At 48.0% G+C, this 14,438-nt stretch carries 10 protein-coding genes and 13 tRNA genes; 20 read left to right on the forward strand and 3 right to left on the reverse strand.

The window, feature by feature from the left end:
* The first annotated feature begins 145 nt into the window (after positions 1-145).
* The 20 genes from H7T88_RS10240 (at position 146) to H7T88_RS10335 (ending at position 10,606) form a co-directional block, all read left to right on the forward strand.
* Positions 146-221 (forward strand) — tRNA-Val (locus tag H7T88_RS10240).
* A gap of 18 nt (positions 222-239) precedes the next feature.
* A tRNA-Met gene (locus H7T88_RS10245) sits at positions 240-313 on the forward strand.
* A 28-nt stretch (positions 314-341) separates the two neighbouring features.
* A tRNA-Asp gene (locus tag H7T88_RS10250) sits at positions 342-419 on the forward strand.
* A gap of 9 nt (positions 420-428) precedes the next feature.
* Positions 429-504, forward strand: a tRNA-Phe gene (locus H7T88_RS10255).
* A gap of 20 nt (positions 505-524) precedes the next feature.
* Positions 525-600 (forward strand) — tRNA-Thr (locus H7T88_RS10260).
* Positions 601-606: 6 nt separating this feature from the next.
* Positions 607-692 (forward strand) — tRNA-Tyr (locus tag H7T88_RS10265).
* A gap of 10 nt (positions 693-702) precedes the next feature.
* Positions 703-775: transfer RNA gene (locus H7T88_RS10270), tRNA-Lys, on the forward strand.
* A 12-nt stretch (positions 776-787) separates the two neighbouring features.
* Positions 788-868: transfer RNA gene (locus tag H7T88_RS10275), tRNA-Leu, on the forward strand.
* Between the two features lie 11 nt (positions 869-879).
* Positions 880-954: transfer RNA gene (locus tag H7T88_RS10280), tRNA-Gly, on the forward strand.
* Positions 955-960: 6 nt separating this feature from the next.
* A tRNA-Arg gene (locus H7T88_RS10285) sits at positions 961-1,037 on the forward strand.
* A 21-nt stretch (positions 1,038-1,058) separates the two neighbouring features.
* Positions 1,059-1,137: transfer RNA gene (locus H7T88_RS10290), tRNA-Leu, on the forward strand.
* Between the two features lie 7 nt (positions 1,138-1,144).
* Positions 1,145-1,218: transfer RNA gene (locus H7T88_RS10295), tRNA-Pro, on the forward strand.
* 13 nt (positions 1,219-1,231) lie between these two features.
* Positions 1,232-1,302, forward strand: a tRNA-Gly gene (locus H7T88_RS10300).
* A gap of 510 nt (positions 1,303-1,812) precedes the next feature.
* Positions 1,813-3,678: a 3D-(3,5/4)-trihydroxycyclohexane-1,2-dione acylhydrolase (decyclizing) gene (iolD, locus tag H7T88_RS10305; protein ID WP_221788335.1), complete on the forward strand. Its 1,866-nt coding sequence runs from the start codon at positions 1,813-1,815 to the stop codon at positions 3,676-3,678.
* A gap of 101 nt (positions 3,679-3,779) precedes the next feature.
* Entirely contained in the window at positions 3,780-4,673 is an 894-nt protein-coding gene (iolE, locus tag H7T88_RS10310) for a myo-inosose-2 dehydratase (RefSeq protein ID WP_221788337.1), read from the forward strand.
* A gap of 151 nt (positions 4,674-4,824) precedes the next feature.
* Positions 4,825-5,835: a 5-dehydro-2-deoxygluconokinase gene (iolC, locus tag H7T88_RS10315; protein WP_221788339.1), complete on the forward strand. Its 1,011-nt coding sequence runs from the start codon at positions 4,825-4,827 to the stop codon at positions 5,833-5,835.
* 86 nt (positions 5,836-5,921) lie between these two features.
* On the forward strand, positions 5,922-7,397 hold the full coding sequence (locus tag H7T88_RS10320) for a CoA-acylating methylmalonate-semialdehyde dehydrogenase (protein WP_221788341.1): 1,476 nt from the start codon (positions 5,922-5,924) through the stop codon (positions 7,395-7,397).
* A gap of 94 nt (positions 7,398-7,491) precedes the next feature.
* A complete protein-coding gene (iolG, locus tag H7T88_RS10325; RefSeq protein WP_221788344.1) occupies positions 7,492-8,541 on the forward strand; it encodes an inositol 2-dehydrogenase in 1,050 nt (349 codons plus the stop codon).
* A 123-nt stretch (positions 8,542-8,664) separates the two neighbouring features.
* Positions 8,665-9,471, forward strand: a complete 807-nt coding sequence (iolB, locus tag H7T88_RS10330; RefSeq protein ID WP_221788345.1) for a 5-deoxy-glucuronate isomerase — start codon at positions 8,665-8,667, stop codon at positions 9,469-9,471.
* Positions 9,472-9,586: 115 nt separating this feature from the next.
* Entirely contained in the window at positions 9,587-10,606 is a 1,020-nt protein-coding gene (locus H7T88_RS10335; protein ID WP_090924982.1) for a LacI family DNA-binding transcriptional regulator, read from the forward strand.
* 241 nt (positions 10,607-10,847) lie between these two features.
* Here the strand turns inward: H7T88_RS10335 and H7T88_RS10340 are convergent, their stop codons facing one another.
* From H7T88_RS10340 to H7T88_RS10350, 3 genes are all read right to left on the reverse strand, one after another.
* Positions 10,848-12,827 carry a methyl-accepting chemotaxis protein gene (locus tag H7T88_RS10340; RefSeq protein ID WP_221788346.1) on the reverse strand — a complete coding sequence of 660 codons (1,980 nt, stop codon included), beginning with the start codon at positions 12,825-12,827 and terminating at the stop codon, positions 10,848-10,850.
* 177 nt (positions 12,828-13,004) lie between these two features.
* Positions 13,005-13,364: a hypothetical protein gene (locus H7T88_RS10345; RefSeq protein ID WP_090924980.1), complete on the reverse strand. Its 360-nt coding sequence runs from the start codon at positions 13,362-13,364 to the stop codon at positions 13,005-13,007.
* Between the two features lie 205 nt (positions 13,365-13,569).
* Positions 13,570-14,370, reverse strand: coding sequence for a DUF4261 domain-containing protein (locus H7T88_RS10350; protein ID WP_154960776.1), 801 nt, complete (start codon positions 14,368-14,370; stop codon positions 13,570-13,572).
* Positions 14,371-14,438 lie beyond the last annotated feature (68 nt).

A 14,438-nucleotide genomic window follows, 5' to 3' on the forward strand; every position in this document is an offset into this window, starting at 1 on the left:
GGTTCGAATCCCCTACGGGTCATAGTTATTTTAATAACTAAAGAGTGGGATGAGAATCCCAAAGGTTCGTCGGAGGATTAGCATCGTTAGCAACTGCTTCGCAGTCTCGAACGAAGTGAGAGTATCCCCTACGGGTCATATTTTCGGAGGCTTAGCTCAGCTGGGAGAGCATCTGCCTTACAAGCAGAGGGTCGGGGGTTCGATCCCCTCAGCCTCCACCATATATATTTTTCTAATGACGCGGGGTGGAGCAGCCCGGTAGCTCGTCGGGCTCATAACCCGAAGGCCGCAGGTTCAAATCCTGCCCCCGCAATTGTAGCTTTCCTAACCGAAAGTGATCTGGAACCGTGGTGTAGTTGGCCTAACATGCCTGCCTGTCACGCAGGAGATCGCGGGTTCGAATCCCGTCGGTTCCGCCATCTTTATATGGCTCGGTAGCTCAGTCGGTAGAGCAGAGGACTGAAAATCCTCGTGTCGGCGGTTCGATTCCGTCCCGAGCCACCATTAACATAACAATTTGATACGCCGGTGTAGCTCAACTGGTAGAGCAACTGACTTGTAATCAGTAGGTTGGGGGTTCAAGTCCTCTCGCCGGCACCACTTTATGGAGGATTAGCGAAGTGGCCAAACGCATCAGACTGTAAATCTGCTCCCGTACGGGTTCGGTGGTTCGAATCCATCATCCTCCACCAGTTTTATTATGAGTCATTAGCTCAGTTGGTAGAGCACCTGACTTTTAATCAGGGTGTCGAAGGTTCGAATCCTTCATGACTCACTTTTATTATATGCGCGTGTGGCGGAATTGGCAGACGCACTAGACTTAGGATCTAGCGTCTTTGACGTGGGGGTTCAAGTCCCTCCACGCGCATCCCTTATTTTGCGGAAGTGGCTCAGCGGTAGAGCATCGCCTTGCCAAGGCGAGGGTCGCGGGTTCGATTCCCGTCTTCCGCTCCAATATTTGCGCCCTTAGCTCAGCTGGATAGAGCGTTTGACTACGAATCAAAAGGCCGGGAGTTCGAATCTCTCAGGGCGCGCCATTATAACTAAATTTAAACTATGCCGGCGTGGCGGAATGGCAGACGCGCTCGACTCAAAATCGAGTGGGAAACCGTGGAGGTTCGAGTCCTCTCGCCGGTATATTTAACGGGATGTAGCTCAGCTTGGTAGAGCACCTGGTTTGGGACCAGGGGGTCGCATGTTCAAATCGTGTCATCCCGATTTTTTTGTTTATGCGGGTGTAGTTCAATGGTAGAACTTTAGCCTTCCAAGCTAATAGCGTGGGTTCGATTCCCATCACCCGCTTTATATATTGAAGAAGAAAGAGACACGATCTGTGTTCTCTTTCTTTTTTTGCATGAACAAGAGGTTATTCCCCTTTTCCTATATTATGTGGCCAAGTCTCCGTCATATTCTTCAGCTATTTTCTCAATTAACATTCAATCCATATTCAGGGAACTCACTTGTTACACTCCAAGTTAAATTTTTGGATTACTCTTGATCCCCCTCAAACCGACCATGCGCTTTAATAACATGCGAGTTTCTTATATAAAATTTGTTGATCATGTATACCTTATATTCCTCCAGCCATTACCTTAGCATTGGACGGATAATAATCTGCCTGATTCGTACTTTCTCACCCCTTATTTTACGCAAATCAATCCCAATTTTAATAAAACGCTTACAAAAATAGCTTGCGAAAATGCTCAGCCTGTAATACCATATGAATTAAGCGCTTAACCTTTAGGGGTAAGGCGCTTAAACTTAACTTAGATTAAGCGCTTAACCCGTAAAGGAAAGGATGGCGATCAATTCATGACAACGATTCGACTAACGATGGCTCAGGCCTTGCTTCGATACCTGGATCAGCAGTATATCTCGGTAGATGGGGTAGAAACCAAGTTTGTAAAAGGAATTATCGGAATATTTGGACACGGGAATGTAACAGGCATCGGGGAAGCATTAGAACGCAGCTCTGGAAGCCTGACGTATATGCAAGGTAAGAACGAACAAGGTATGGTGCACACAGCTGCAGCGTATGCCAAACAGAAAAACCGCAAACAGATCTATGCATGCACTACGTCTATTGGCCCTGGTGCACTGAATATGATTACTGCCGCAGCAACGGCAACGGTGAACCGGATTCCAGTATTGCTACTCCCAGGAGATAACTTTGCTACGCGAGAACCAGATCCAGTATTGCAACAACTTGAAGTAAGCAGTGACTATACCATATCGGCTACAGATCCGTTCAAAGCGGTTAGCAAATACTGGGATCGCATCGTGCGCCCGGAACAGTTGATGGTTGCAGTTACCAATGCTATGCGTGTATTGACCGACCCAGCTGAGACAGGAGCTGTTACGCTGGCATTACCTCAGGATGTGCAGGCAGAAGCGTATGACTACCCGGAATCTTTCTTTGCCCGTAAAGTGCATTATCTGGATCGCAGGCCACCTGTTCAGGCAGCCCTTGAACGGGCAACGAAGCAGATCGCCCGTAGCAAAAAGCCCCTGCTCGTTGCAGGCGGTGGGGTGCTGTACTCTGAGGCATCTGCACAACTGATCGAGTTCGCAGAAGCTTTCGGTATTCCGATCGCTGAGACGCAGGCTGGCAAGAGCGCAGTATCTTGGGAACACCCGCTTAATGTGGGGGCCATCGGGGTTACCGGTTCTCTGGCTGCCAATCGCTTGGCTAAAGAAGCGGATGTCGTGATCGGCGTGGGTACGAGGTTCTCCGATTTTACCACGGCCTCACATGCTGCGTTTCAAAATCCAGAAGTATCCTTTATCAACATTAACTTGAATAGTATGGATGCTGCCAAGTTAGGCGGGGAAGCCATTCTGGCAGATGCCCGTGAAGGTCTGCAGGCGTTGCAACAAGAATTGAAGGCACAACAGTACAGCAGTGCATATGGTTCATCTGAAGTGGCTGAACTTCGTGATCAATGGAATACAGAGGTGGATCGACTCTACGCTGCCGAGCATGAAGCTGGTTTAGCGCAAACGAAAGCCATTGGCATCGTGAATCACACAATTGATCCATCCTCGGTAATTGTCTGTGCGGCAGGTAGTCTCCCAGGGGACTTGCACCGTTTGTGGCGTACTGCTGAGCCGAAGACTTATCACATGGAGTATGGATTCTCTTGCATGGGATACGAGGTTAGTGGTGCATTCGGCGCGGCTCTCGCGGAGCCGGATCGTGAAGTATATGCCATGGTGGGTGACGGTAGTTACCTGATGTTGCATTCGGAACTGGTTACAAGCTTGCAGGAACAGAAGAAAATGACGGTTCTTTTATTCAATAATAATGGCTTCCAGTGCATTCATAATCTGCAACGTGAACATGGCAGTGACGGATTCGGAAACGAATTCCGTTATCGCGAAACAGAGAGCGGCCGTTTGACGGGTGAGTATATGCCTATGGATTTTGCGGCTCACGCTCGTAGTATGGGAGCGAAAGCATATCGTGCGGAAACCGCAGAGCAACTGGAACAGGCGCTTCGGGATGCCAAGAACGAGACGGTAACAACGTTGATTGAAATTCCGGTTGTACCGGGAACCAACACAGGCGGATATGAGTCATGGTGGAATGTCGGGGTGCCTGAAGTATCTGTTGAGGAAAAAGTCGTTCGTGCCCACGAAACGATGAAATCGAATCGCGGTAAAGCAAAACGGGTGTAATTCACGCTACTAATCTCATATACTCATTTATTTTATAAATAAATCTCTTCTCATAAAGATAAAGTCTGACAAAGCTGAACAACAAAAGGAGCCGTGGAATCATGAGCAAGCTGCCATTCCAGCTTGGGATTCATCCGATCAATTGGGTCGGCGAAGATGTAAAGGAACATGGTGATGATACAACTTGTGCGCAGATTCTGGACGATATTCAGCGTCTGGGATTAACGGGTACTGAGATGGGACGCAAGTATCCGACCGATCCTGCTACACTGCGTGAAGAACTGAGCAAGCGGAATATTAATCTGATCTCCCAGTGGAAATCCGTACTGTTCTCCGATCCGGCATATCGCCAAGCGGAGCTGGACGACTATCGCAGACATGCGGAATTTCTGCAGTCCATGGGCAGCAAGGTGATTAGTACGGCTGAGGTAGGCGGGTCACTTCATTTTGATCCAAGACGGACACCGAATGAAAAAGAAGTACTCAGACTCAGCGATGCCGAATGGCATGTTCTTGCTGAAGGTTTGAACCAAGCTGGTGCCATTGCTCAGGAGCATGGCCTTAAGCTCACCTATCACCATCACGGAGGCACGGTAGTTGAGCAACCTGAGGAAATTGATCGTTTGATGGAGCTCACAGACCCATCACTGGTTTACTTACTCTTTGATACAGGCCATGCCTATTATGGCGGCGCTGATCCACTTGAGGTGCTGCGTAAACATTACGACCGGATTGCCTACATCCATCTGAAGGATATTCGCCCGGATGTGCTGGATCAGGCACGAGCGGAGCAATCAGACTTTGTTGGCTGTATTCGCAGGGGGGTATTCACGGTACCAGGAGATGGTTGCATTGATTTTGCACCGATTCTGCAGGAACTGATTACTCGCGGATACAACGGCTGGGCGATGCTCGAAGGAGAACAAGATCCTGCCATTCATAATCCGTATGAGTATGCGAAACGCTCTTTGAGTTACATGGAATCTCTGTACTAGGGCAGTAAAGACACCGCAATTAAAGACAGTTAACCAGCCTAGCATCTATATGTGTAGCAAATTAAAAAGAACCAATATTAAGTCATATAAATGGAGTAAGAATTATCTCCTAACCAAAAGAGATTCCACCATAGAAAGGGGCTCAACCGCAATGACTTACGTATCCTTTCCAGCATCCAGGAAGAAGGATTTCACTGCCATTGGCCGCTTGTGCATCGATTTGAATGCCAATGAGATCAACCGTCCGATGGAAGAGACGATGACGTTCACCAAATACGTTGGCGGTTCTCCGGCCAATATTACGATCGGCATGTCCAGACTTGGCATGGAGACGGCTTTCATCGGCAAAATTGCAGGTGACCAGATGGGCAGATTCATCCAAAGTTATCTGGAGAAAAACGGGATCGACACCTCCAATGTGGTGACTGATAACACGGGGGCAGTAACCGGACTTGCTTTTACCGAGATCAAAAGCCCGACAGACTGCAGTATTTTGATGTATCGAGACAACGTAGCGGATCTTTTATTGCAGGCTAGCGAGGTACAGGAACAGCTGATTGCGGATTCCAAAGTGTTGTTGATCTCCGGTACAGCTCTCGCACAGAGCCCATCACGGGAAGCCGTTATTCAAGCTCTGACTTATGCAAAAAAACATGGCACTGTCATCGTATTTGATTTGGACTACCGTCCATATACTTGGACATCGGATGAAGAGACAGCAGTCTATTATAACCTCGCTGCCGAGAAATGCGATATCATTCTGGGAACACGAGAAGAGTTCGACATGATGGAGACATTTGAGAATAACCCGGATCATAATGATCAGGTGACAGCACAGAAATGGTTTGATTTTGCAGCGAAAATCGTTGTGATCAAGCACGGAAAAGAAGGCTCCATCGCGTATACGCGTGAAGGGCTCTCACATCGGGCTAACAGTTACCCTGCTCGTGTCGTAAAAACATTCGGTGCAGGTGATTCTTACGCTGCTGGTTTCCTTTACGGCTTAATGCAAGGCTGGACCATCGAACGCAGTATGAGCTACGGAAGTGCTGCAGCAAGTATCGTCATTTCCAGCCATAGTTGTTCGGATGCGATGCCATCTGTGGAACAGGTGGATGACTATATCGAACGTTGCAACCGCGGCGAAATCGTTCCGTCTTAATCACGTATTGAGTATGGACCACCAACGATTTACAAGTGAAAGAAACGCATAGAAGTAACGCACATAAACGAGGGGAGACAACACACATGGGAAAAGGGACTTCAGAAGCGTCTGCAACAGTGACAAATGTACAGAACTGGATCGGGGGTACTTGGGTAACCCCGACGACAACACGAACCGAAGCGGTTGTTAACCCGGCTACAGAAGAGATTATTGCATACGTGCCGCTGTCTGAACAAGCGGATGTGGATCAGGCCGTACAGGCTGCAAGGACAGCATTCAAATCGTGGAGCACCACACCGGTTCCTCGCCGTGCCCGCATTTTGTTCCGTTATCAGCAACTGCTGGTAGAGCACTGGGAAGAGCTGGCCAAACTGGTGACACTGGAGAACGGTAAAAGTTATGCCGAAGCTTATGGCGAAGTATTGCGCGGGATTGAGTGCGTTGAGTTCGCGGCAGGTGCCCCGAACCTCATGATGGGCAAACAGTTGCCTGACATCGCTACAGGACTGGAATCAGGCATGTACCGTTACCCAATCGGGGTCATCGGAGGAATCACTCCGTTCAACTTCCCGATGATGGTACCTTGCTGGATGTTCCCGCTGGCGATTGCTTGCGGTAACACATTTGTTCTGAAGCCGTCAGAGCGTACTCCGCTCCTGGCCGGACGTTTGGCAGAACTTTTCAAAGAAGCGGGACTTCCAGATGGAGTACTCAACATCGTTCACGGTGCACATGACGTTGTAAACGGATTGCTTGAGCATAAAGAAGTTGCGGCTATTTCCTTTGTCGGTTCACAACCTGTTGCTGAATACATCTACAAAACAGCTTCTGCACACGGCAAACGTGTTCAGGCACTTGCTGGTGCGAAGAACCACTCCATCGTTATGCCGGACGCTGACCTTGATCTGACCGTAAAAGAGATCACAAGTGCAGCGTTTGGTTCAGCTGGCGAACGTTGTATGGCTTGCTCCGTTGTGGTTGCTGTTGGCGATGTGGCGGATGCTTTGGTACAAAAGCTGGTGGAAGCTGCTGACCGCATCAACATTGGTAACGGCATGGACGAAGGCGTATTCCTGGGTCCAGTGATCCGCGGACTTCACAAAGAGCGTACACTGGGTTACATTGAGTCAGGTGAACAGGAAGGCGCAACCTTGATTCGGGATGGACGTAAGGATCAAGCGACAGACGGTTCCGGTTATTTTGTAGGGCCAACTGTATTTGATCATGTAGATAGCACCATGAAAATCTGGAAAGATGAAATCTTTGCTCCAGTACTTTCGGTGGCAAGAGTAGAAACACTGGAGGAAGCGGTAGAACTGGCAAACCGTTCAGACTTTGCTAACGGGGCATGCCTATTTACTCGCAGCGGTGCGAATATGCGCCAGTTCCGTGAAACGATTGAAGCGGGTATGCTGGGCGTGAATCTGGGTGTACCAGCACCGATGGCCTTCTTCCCATTCTCCGGTTGGAAGAAATCCTTCTACGGTGATCTGCATGCTAACGGCACGGATGGTGTGGAGTTCTACACTCGCAAGAAAATGGTAACTACACGCTGGTAATCGATCAACGCACAGCGTACAGCATGCAATATAGGGGCTGAGCAAGGGCTCAGTTCCCAGACACCATAGGGATGCATATAGGGAGGATAACGGAATGGGCAAGGACAAAGTAAGAATTGGCATTATCGGTGCTGGACGTATCGGCAAAATCCATGCAGACAACCTGCTGCGTAACCCGAATGCCGAGATTGTAGCGATCAGTGATTTGTTCGCAGGACCTGAACTGGAGGCGTGGGCCTCTGAACGCGGCATCTCTGTTGTCACCAAAGACAGCAGTGAGCTCATTGCAATGTCAAACATTGATGCAGTATTAATCTGTTCCTCAACAGATACACATGTACCGTTGATCGAGCAAGCAGCACAAGCGGGTAAACATATCTTCTGTGAAAAGCCGGTAAGTATGGACTTGTCCCAGACCGAAGCGGCTGTAGCGGCTGTAGCAAAGGCTGGCGTGAAACTTCAGATCGGATTTAACCGCCGCTTTGACCACAACTTCAGAAGAGTACGCTCTCATGTGTTGGAAGGCACGATTGGTGATCCACATATTCTTAAGATTACTTCCCGTGACCCGAGCCCACCACCTGCGGAATATATCCGGGTATCCGGCGGAATTTTCATGGATATGATGATTCATGATTTCGATATGGCCCGTTATTTGTCCGGCAGTGAAGTAGAGGAAGTTTACGCCAAAGGCAAGGTACTCATTAACCCGGTATTCGCAGAACATGGTGATGTGGATACAGCCATCGTTACGTTAACGTTTGCTAATGGCGCAATTGGTGTGATCGACAACAGCCGTCAGGCCGTGTACGGATATGATCAACGTGTGGAAGTATTCGGTTCGCTGGGCAGCGCTTCGGCGGATAATGATCATCCGAATACAGCGGAGATCAGCACAGCAGCTGGACTGATGCGCGACAAACCACTGCACTTCTTCCTTGAACGTTACAATGAAGCATATGTGCAGGAGACTGCTCTTTTCATCGATGCCATTATTCATGATAAACCCGTCATTGTAGACGGTAACGATGCAGTACAGGCAGAGCGGATCGCTTTGGCAGCCAAGATGTCCATGGAGCAGGGAAGACCTGTGAAGATGACAGAAGTTCCAGGTGCATCGCGTGAGACGCAACCGGCAAATTAAGTAGAATTTAGTAGAAGTTGCAAAGCAATTTTCTCTTCAAAATGAATGAATGTTACCTATGTCAAACACACAAGGATCAGATCAAGTGATAGCAGACGAGTATGGAAGGAGTGGATCAATAACATGTCAGAACTTATTGTAAAACCTGCCGCAAACCCGGAGGCAGACGGGACAATATTATCGGTGACACCGGAATCTGCTGGCTGGGAATACGTCGGATTTCAGGTTGCGAAACTAGCAGCAGGGGAGAAGCTAAGCCGTGAGAGTGGAGACCAGGAGCTATGCGTGGTGCTTCTCAGCGGGCTTGCGAATGTAAGTACTCGGGAGCATACATGGGAGAATATCGGGAAACGCATGAGCGTTTTCGAAAAAATTCCTCCGTACTCCGTCTATGTGTCCACGTCAGATCAGATTGAGGTTACGGCACTTACCGAGCTGGAGATCGCGATTTGTGTTGCTCCAGGGAAAGGTACGTATCCTTCACGCTTGATCGCTCCTGAGGATGTAGGTGTGGAAGGGCGCGGTTACGGCAATCTGGAGCGTCATATCCATAACATTTTACCGGAGCAAAAGGAAGCCGACAGCCTGCTGGTCGTTGAAGTGTTCACACCGGACGGTCACTGGTCGAGCTATCCGCCGCATAAACATGATCAGGATGCGTTGCCGGATGAATCACTGCTGGAGGAAACGTATTATTTCCGTGTGCAGCCGGAGCAGGGGTTTGCCATTCAACGCGTGTACACCGATGATCGTTCTGTGGACGAGACGCTTGCCGTGAAAAACGGCGAGGTCGTGCTTGTGCCGAATGGATACCATCCGGTAGGTGCGCCTCCGGGATATGAAGTCTATTATCTGAATGTGATGGCTGGGCCGACACGGACTTGGAAGTTCCATAACGACCCGGATCATGAGTGGCTTTTCAAAAAGTAAAAGTCATAAGTAATTCTGTCTTCGCATTGCGTAAGCAGTATTCCCCCTTCATAATAAGAAGAGAATAATCATCTATGTATAATGAATTTATATATAGCACAAATGGGGAAAAACGATGAAAGCAACCATTTACGATATAGCACGCGAGGCGGGGGTATCGATTGCCACCGTCTCGCAGGTGATTAACGGCAAAGGCAAGATCAGCGAGAAGCGCCGTGCCGAGATTATGGAGATCATGGAGCGGCTTCACTATCAACCGAGCGCAATTGCTGCCGCACTGACCGGTAAACAAACGTATACGCTAGGCCTGCTTGTGCCGGATATTTCGAATCCGTATTTTGCCGAACTTGCCCGGGCAGTAGAGGATCGTAGCCGCCAGTTGGGATATAGCGTGGTGATCTGTAGTACGGATAACAAGGACGAGCGAGTAGAGCGATACCTGAACCTGTTGCAGCAAAAAAGAGTCGACGGCATGATGATCGGAACCGGGATCGATAATGCCGAAATTCTGTCACCGCTCTTGCAGCAGTCGATGCCTGTTGCGCTGATTGCCCGCCATATGCCCGCGTTGTCAGTGCATACGGTCACCATTGACGATAGACTTGGCGGCTTATTGGCTGCGCAACATCTGCTTGAACTTGGACATACGCGTCTGGCAGTCTTGTCTGAGCCATCCAAAGTCAGTAGCAGTCAGGAACGGATACGTGGCTTCCGTGAAGCATTAAATAAGGCAGGATACGTACTGGAGCCTGATCAGATCCGTGAATCAGCTGCAGATCTAGGCTCTGCCAAACAAGAAGCATTGCGGCTACTCGGTGAACAGAATCATCCGACAGGCTTATTCTGTTGTAATGATATTCAGGCGATTGGTGCACTTCAAGCAGCCAAGGAGTTAGGACTACGTGTACCGAGAGATGTATCCATTATCGGATTCGACAATACGATTCTCGCTTCAGTAACGAGTCCACCCCTGACCACGATTGCCCAACCAATTGAAGATTTGGGCCGCCGGGCAGTGGATTTGTTGATCGATGAGCTAAAGGATGAACAGAAGGCTCCACAAAAAATTGTACTTAAACCCGAGTTGGTGGTTCGGGATTCGGCAGGTCAAGCACCAGCAGAGCTGCGTAAATAGTCGTAGCATTTAATGTAAAACACGGGATCTAACTGCACCTGTTGATTATTTATCTGCTGCGGTACCATGCAAAGTTTCAATGGTGTCTGTGACACATAACCAAACAGTAAACAGACCTCATTATGCACCATCTGGGAGCATAATGAGGTCTGTTTTTTATATCTATAATACTGATTTTTTGATTTAATCAGCTTGGATATGCATTTCCTTTTGCAGAGGTCATCCGTATCGATATTGAAGATTACACTTTAAACTTTTTCACCTCGCCGGCCAATGCTTTGGACTGCTCAGCCAATTCATTGGAGCGCTCGGAGATGCTGGTAATATAATTGAATTGCTCTTGTGTGGAAGAAGCCACTTCTTCCGTCGAAGCAGCGCTTTGCTCCGACATCGCCGCAACGCTGGAGATCACCTCGGCAACTTTGCCAGCATTGTCGTCCAGTTCCGTCGTTGCAGAGGAGACTTGTTTCAACTGAACTTCAATGCCCTCAATCGACTGTTGAATGCGGACAAAGGATTCACGCATATTGTGCACGGCAGCAACCTGTTGTTCCACACCCTGTTCAGCAGTGCGTACTTCGTTAACACTCATGCCGCTGGCAGTCTGAATTTCATTCAGCAGTATGATAATGTCTTTGGCAGAAGCGGCAGATTGCTCGGCAAGTTTGCGTACTTCTTCTGCCACAACAGCGAAGCCCCGTCCGTGTTCACCTGCTCGTGCGGCTTCAATTGAAGCATTTAACGCCAGCAGATTGGTTTGAGAGGCGATACCTTGAATCATAGCAACGATGCCCTCAATCTTCTGAGACTTGTCGGCAAGCAGTGTAATGGATTCACCTACCCGGTCAATGGAGTGACGATTGCCGTCTGCCAGTTCAACCTGGTGATCCACGGCTTGCAGACCTGTGAGCATCGCTTCACCGGCGTCACGTATCATCTCCACCGATTGTTCTACACTGCGGTTAATACCCCCAACATTGTCACTCATAATAGCCAGACGACCTGATCCATCGTAGACGGATTCAGCTTGTGTGCTGGAGCCTTGAGCCAGCTCATCTGTGGCAATCGAGATTTGTTCAGCAATTCGTTTGGTATTTTCCGTGTGTTCCTGCATCTCTCCTGATATGCTGTGTACCCGGTCAGCCGAGGTGGTGACTTGGCGTAGCAGTGTGCCGAGTTGATCTGACATCTGGTTAAAGGCGATGCCGAGTTCGGCAAATTCATCTTTGCCCTTCGCGTTAACCCGTCCCGTGAAGTCACCGCCTGACATTTGCATGGAAGTCTGGTGCAGCTGTTTCAACGGTTTGATGAACAGTGTCGCAATCCAGTAAGCTCCTGCCAGTACAGCCAGAAGTGTAGCTCCAATAATTAGAATATAGTTATTACGCAACTGATAAAATTCAGCATAGGCAAGTTTTTTTGAAATCACGGAACCAATCACCCAGCCTGTACTAGGAATCTGGTTATAGAATAACAGGTAATCTTCGCCGTTAGATTGAAACGACTTCTCCCCTGAAGGGTTACTCTGCATATCTGCGAGCAGGGGGCTTAATTCAGGATTATCTTTAACAGATGTGTTCACGATTTTAGCGTCTGGATGAGCGAGAAGTAACCCGTTTTTGTCTATTAAAAAGGAATACCCGAGTCCGTTCAGATTAATTTTTTTGACCGTGTCCGTTAATTTAGAGAGCAATAGGTCGCCTGCAACGACACCTTGCAGACCCCCTTCCTTGTTATGTACAGGCATCGCGATGGATACGGCATACTCTTTGGTCATCATATCCTGGTAAGGGTCGGAGAACATCAGAGCATCCGCTTGTTTAGCCTGCTCATACCATGGACGTTTACGGGGATCATAGCCGGCATCTGGAGACCAGTCGGAACCGTTCATGAAAGTCCCGTCCTTTTCCGAGCCAAAATATAGATCAGACAGATTTTCTTTATTACTGCCTTTGTTCATAACATTAAAATAGTCTTCAGTAAGCGCCCCTTCAGGTACGCCATCTTCAATAACAAAGCCTAATGTTTCAATAATTTTGGCATTACTTGAAATCCAGCCGTCCAACTGGTTAGCCGAAGAGGCCATCACACCCTTAAGTGCGGAGTCAACATTACGAGTGGCTTGTTTCTCCGTCTGATACAAACCAAGTAATGCGATTGGCAATGCAGCGATCAGCACAGCTGTCAGAAACATCATCATTAATTTAGGTTTGAGCTTCATTCCAATTCCCCCCACATGCTAATCTCTTTTTTCTTGGCAAGCTTATGCAATATATCGTCATTTCGAAATCAAATTTTAGTTCTTTCTCAAAAGTTAGCGGCCTAAATGTTCCAATGCCAAAAAGAGGCTCCCCGCTGGAGAACCCCATTGTCTATATAAGAGTTATATTTCGCATGTTTATTTCAATAAAAATGCCAATGCCTCATCATATGTTTCCCATTGAAATTCCGTCTGATGTTCTGATTCTTTGGAGATTCGATTAAGTTGCATCTTGGCGATCGCTCCACCTACAGCTACACTAGCCCGCTTCATGCCCAGTTCTTTTGCTCGTTTTTGATGTGCAACCATCTTATCTTTGGTATCTTGTGGAAAGGCTTTCAAATTTCTCATGTCGACGAGCACATCAAATGCGTTACCCAGCTCGGGAGCAATTCTCTCGATCTCCGTATTAACGTGTTCAACCTGCTCTGGTGAAACAATCCCTTCCCAGACAATCTCAATAATGGGTTTAGGTGAATCCAAACGTCTAACAGACATACAGGCAACTCCTCATTCATCAATTTATGTGTGTAAGCCTAATGGCCTATTAATCATACTCCTTTACACGTTAAATAAAAATGTATACACATATCATCATAGTACGAATGGACTATTTTTTTGTTGAATCATAAAAAGCCGCCCGGAATAAATCCCCAGACGGCTTTTATGAATATCAGTATTGCTAGGGAAGTACCAGGAACGGTTATAAGCCAATCTTCAGGCTTTCCCCTTCCGTAGCAATTCCCTTGGAAAGAGTAATGCTTAATTTCTGCTCTGGAGTGAATCCAAGAGTTTCACCATCATGCAGGGTAACATCATTTTCAACAACATAGGTAGTTGTCATAAACATCATCTCAAAGACATCACTTAATGGCTTGGGCGATCCAGTAATCTCCATCTCAACTTTCCCGAAGTTACGCAGGCCGTACGTATAAGCTGAAGCACCTTCGGTGTTTTGATACAGACCAATGAACACCCACAGAGGTACCGGTAATTCATCCTCTTTGAGCCCACGGCTTACCTCCACATACTTACCTGCTTCAACGACAAGTGGAGACATGTAGATTGCGAGAGCATGATCCAATTGCAGTAATGCGGATGCGGTTTGAGTAAAAAGGATGTGTCCTTGAATAGCATCTGTTGCATTCAGAACAGATACAATGATCTGAGACTGGTGCCTTGCAGTTACCTGTTCAGCTTCTGGCCAAAGAATGTTTAACTTCGCATTCTCCTCGACCTCGCGATCGGGTACAGGTGCGGCAATGTGAGCGCACACGACCTGCATTCCATCAACTTCAAAGAAGAGGTTGCCTTCCTCGGCTTGTTCATTAATCTCAATATTCCATTCCATCTTCATCCGGTCGATAAAAAGATTAAAATCACAGTCTTCCCGTTCTAATAGCACAAATCCGACAATGGTTTGACTATAATCCGTCTGCGGAGCAACAACGCTGGATGGTACCTTTTCCTTTTTGCGCCGACGCAGCTTGTCAAACAGTCCCATGACAGGTTCCCCTTTCTACTCCCAGAACCATTCTGGTGATTGGTAAGATATACTTCCTACCTTACCAT

The sequence above is a fragment of the Paenibacillus cucumis (ex Kampfer et al. 2016) genome, assembly GCF_019748695.1.
Lineage (GTDB): Bacteria > Bacillota > Bacilli > Paenibacillales > Paenibacillaceae > Paenibacillus > Paenibacillus polysaccharolyticus.

Excerpts from the sequence above, each read along its gene's own strand:
- iolD (WP_221788335.1), top strand. The coding sequence starts at position 1,813 with ATGACAACGATTCGACTAACGATGGCTCAGGCCTTGCTTCGATACCTG.
- iolE (WP_221788337.1), top strand. The coding sequence starts at position 3,780 with ATGAGCAAGCTGCCATTCCAGCTTGGGATTCATCCGATCAATTGGGTC.
- iolC (WP_221788339.1), top strand. The coding sequence starts at position 4,825 with ATGACTTACGTATCCTTTCCAGCATCCAGGAAGAAGGATTTCACTGCC.
- H7T88_RS10320 (WP_221788341.1), top strand. The coding sequence starts at position 5,922 with ATGGGAAAAGGGACTTCAGAAGCGTCTGCAACAGTGACAAATGTACAG.
- iolG (WP_221788344.1), top strand. The coding sequence starts at position 7,492 with ATGGGCAAGGACAAAGTAAGAATTGGCATTATCGGTGCTGGACGTATC.
- iolB (WP_221788345.1), top strand. The coding sequence starts at position 8,665 with ATGTCAGAACTTATTGTAAAACCTGCCGCAAACCCGGAGGCAGACGGG.
- H7T88_RS10335 (WP_090924982.1), top strand. The coding sequence starts at position 9,587 with ATGAAAGCAACCATTTACGATATAGCACGCGAGGCGGGGGTATCGATT.
- H7T88_RS10340 (WP_221788346.1), bottom strand. The coding sequence starts at position 12,827 with ATGAAGCTCAAACCTAAATTAATGATGATGTTTCTGACAGCTGTGCTG.
- H7T88_RS10345 (WP_090924980.1), bottom strand. The coding sequence starts at position 13,364 with ATGTCTGTTAGACGTTTGGATTCACCTAAACCCATTATTGAGATTGTC.
- H7T88_RS10350 (WP_154960776.1), bottom strand. The coding sequence starts at position 14,370 with ATGGGACTGTTTGACAAGCTGCGTCGGCGCAAAAAGGAAAAGGTACCA.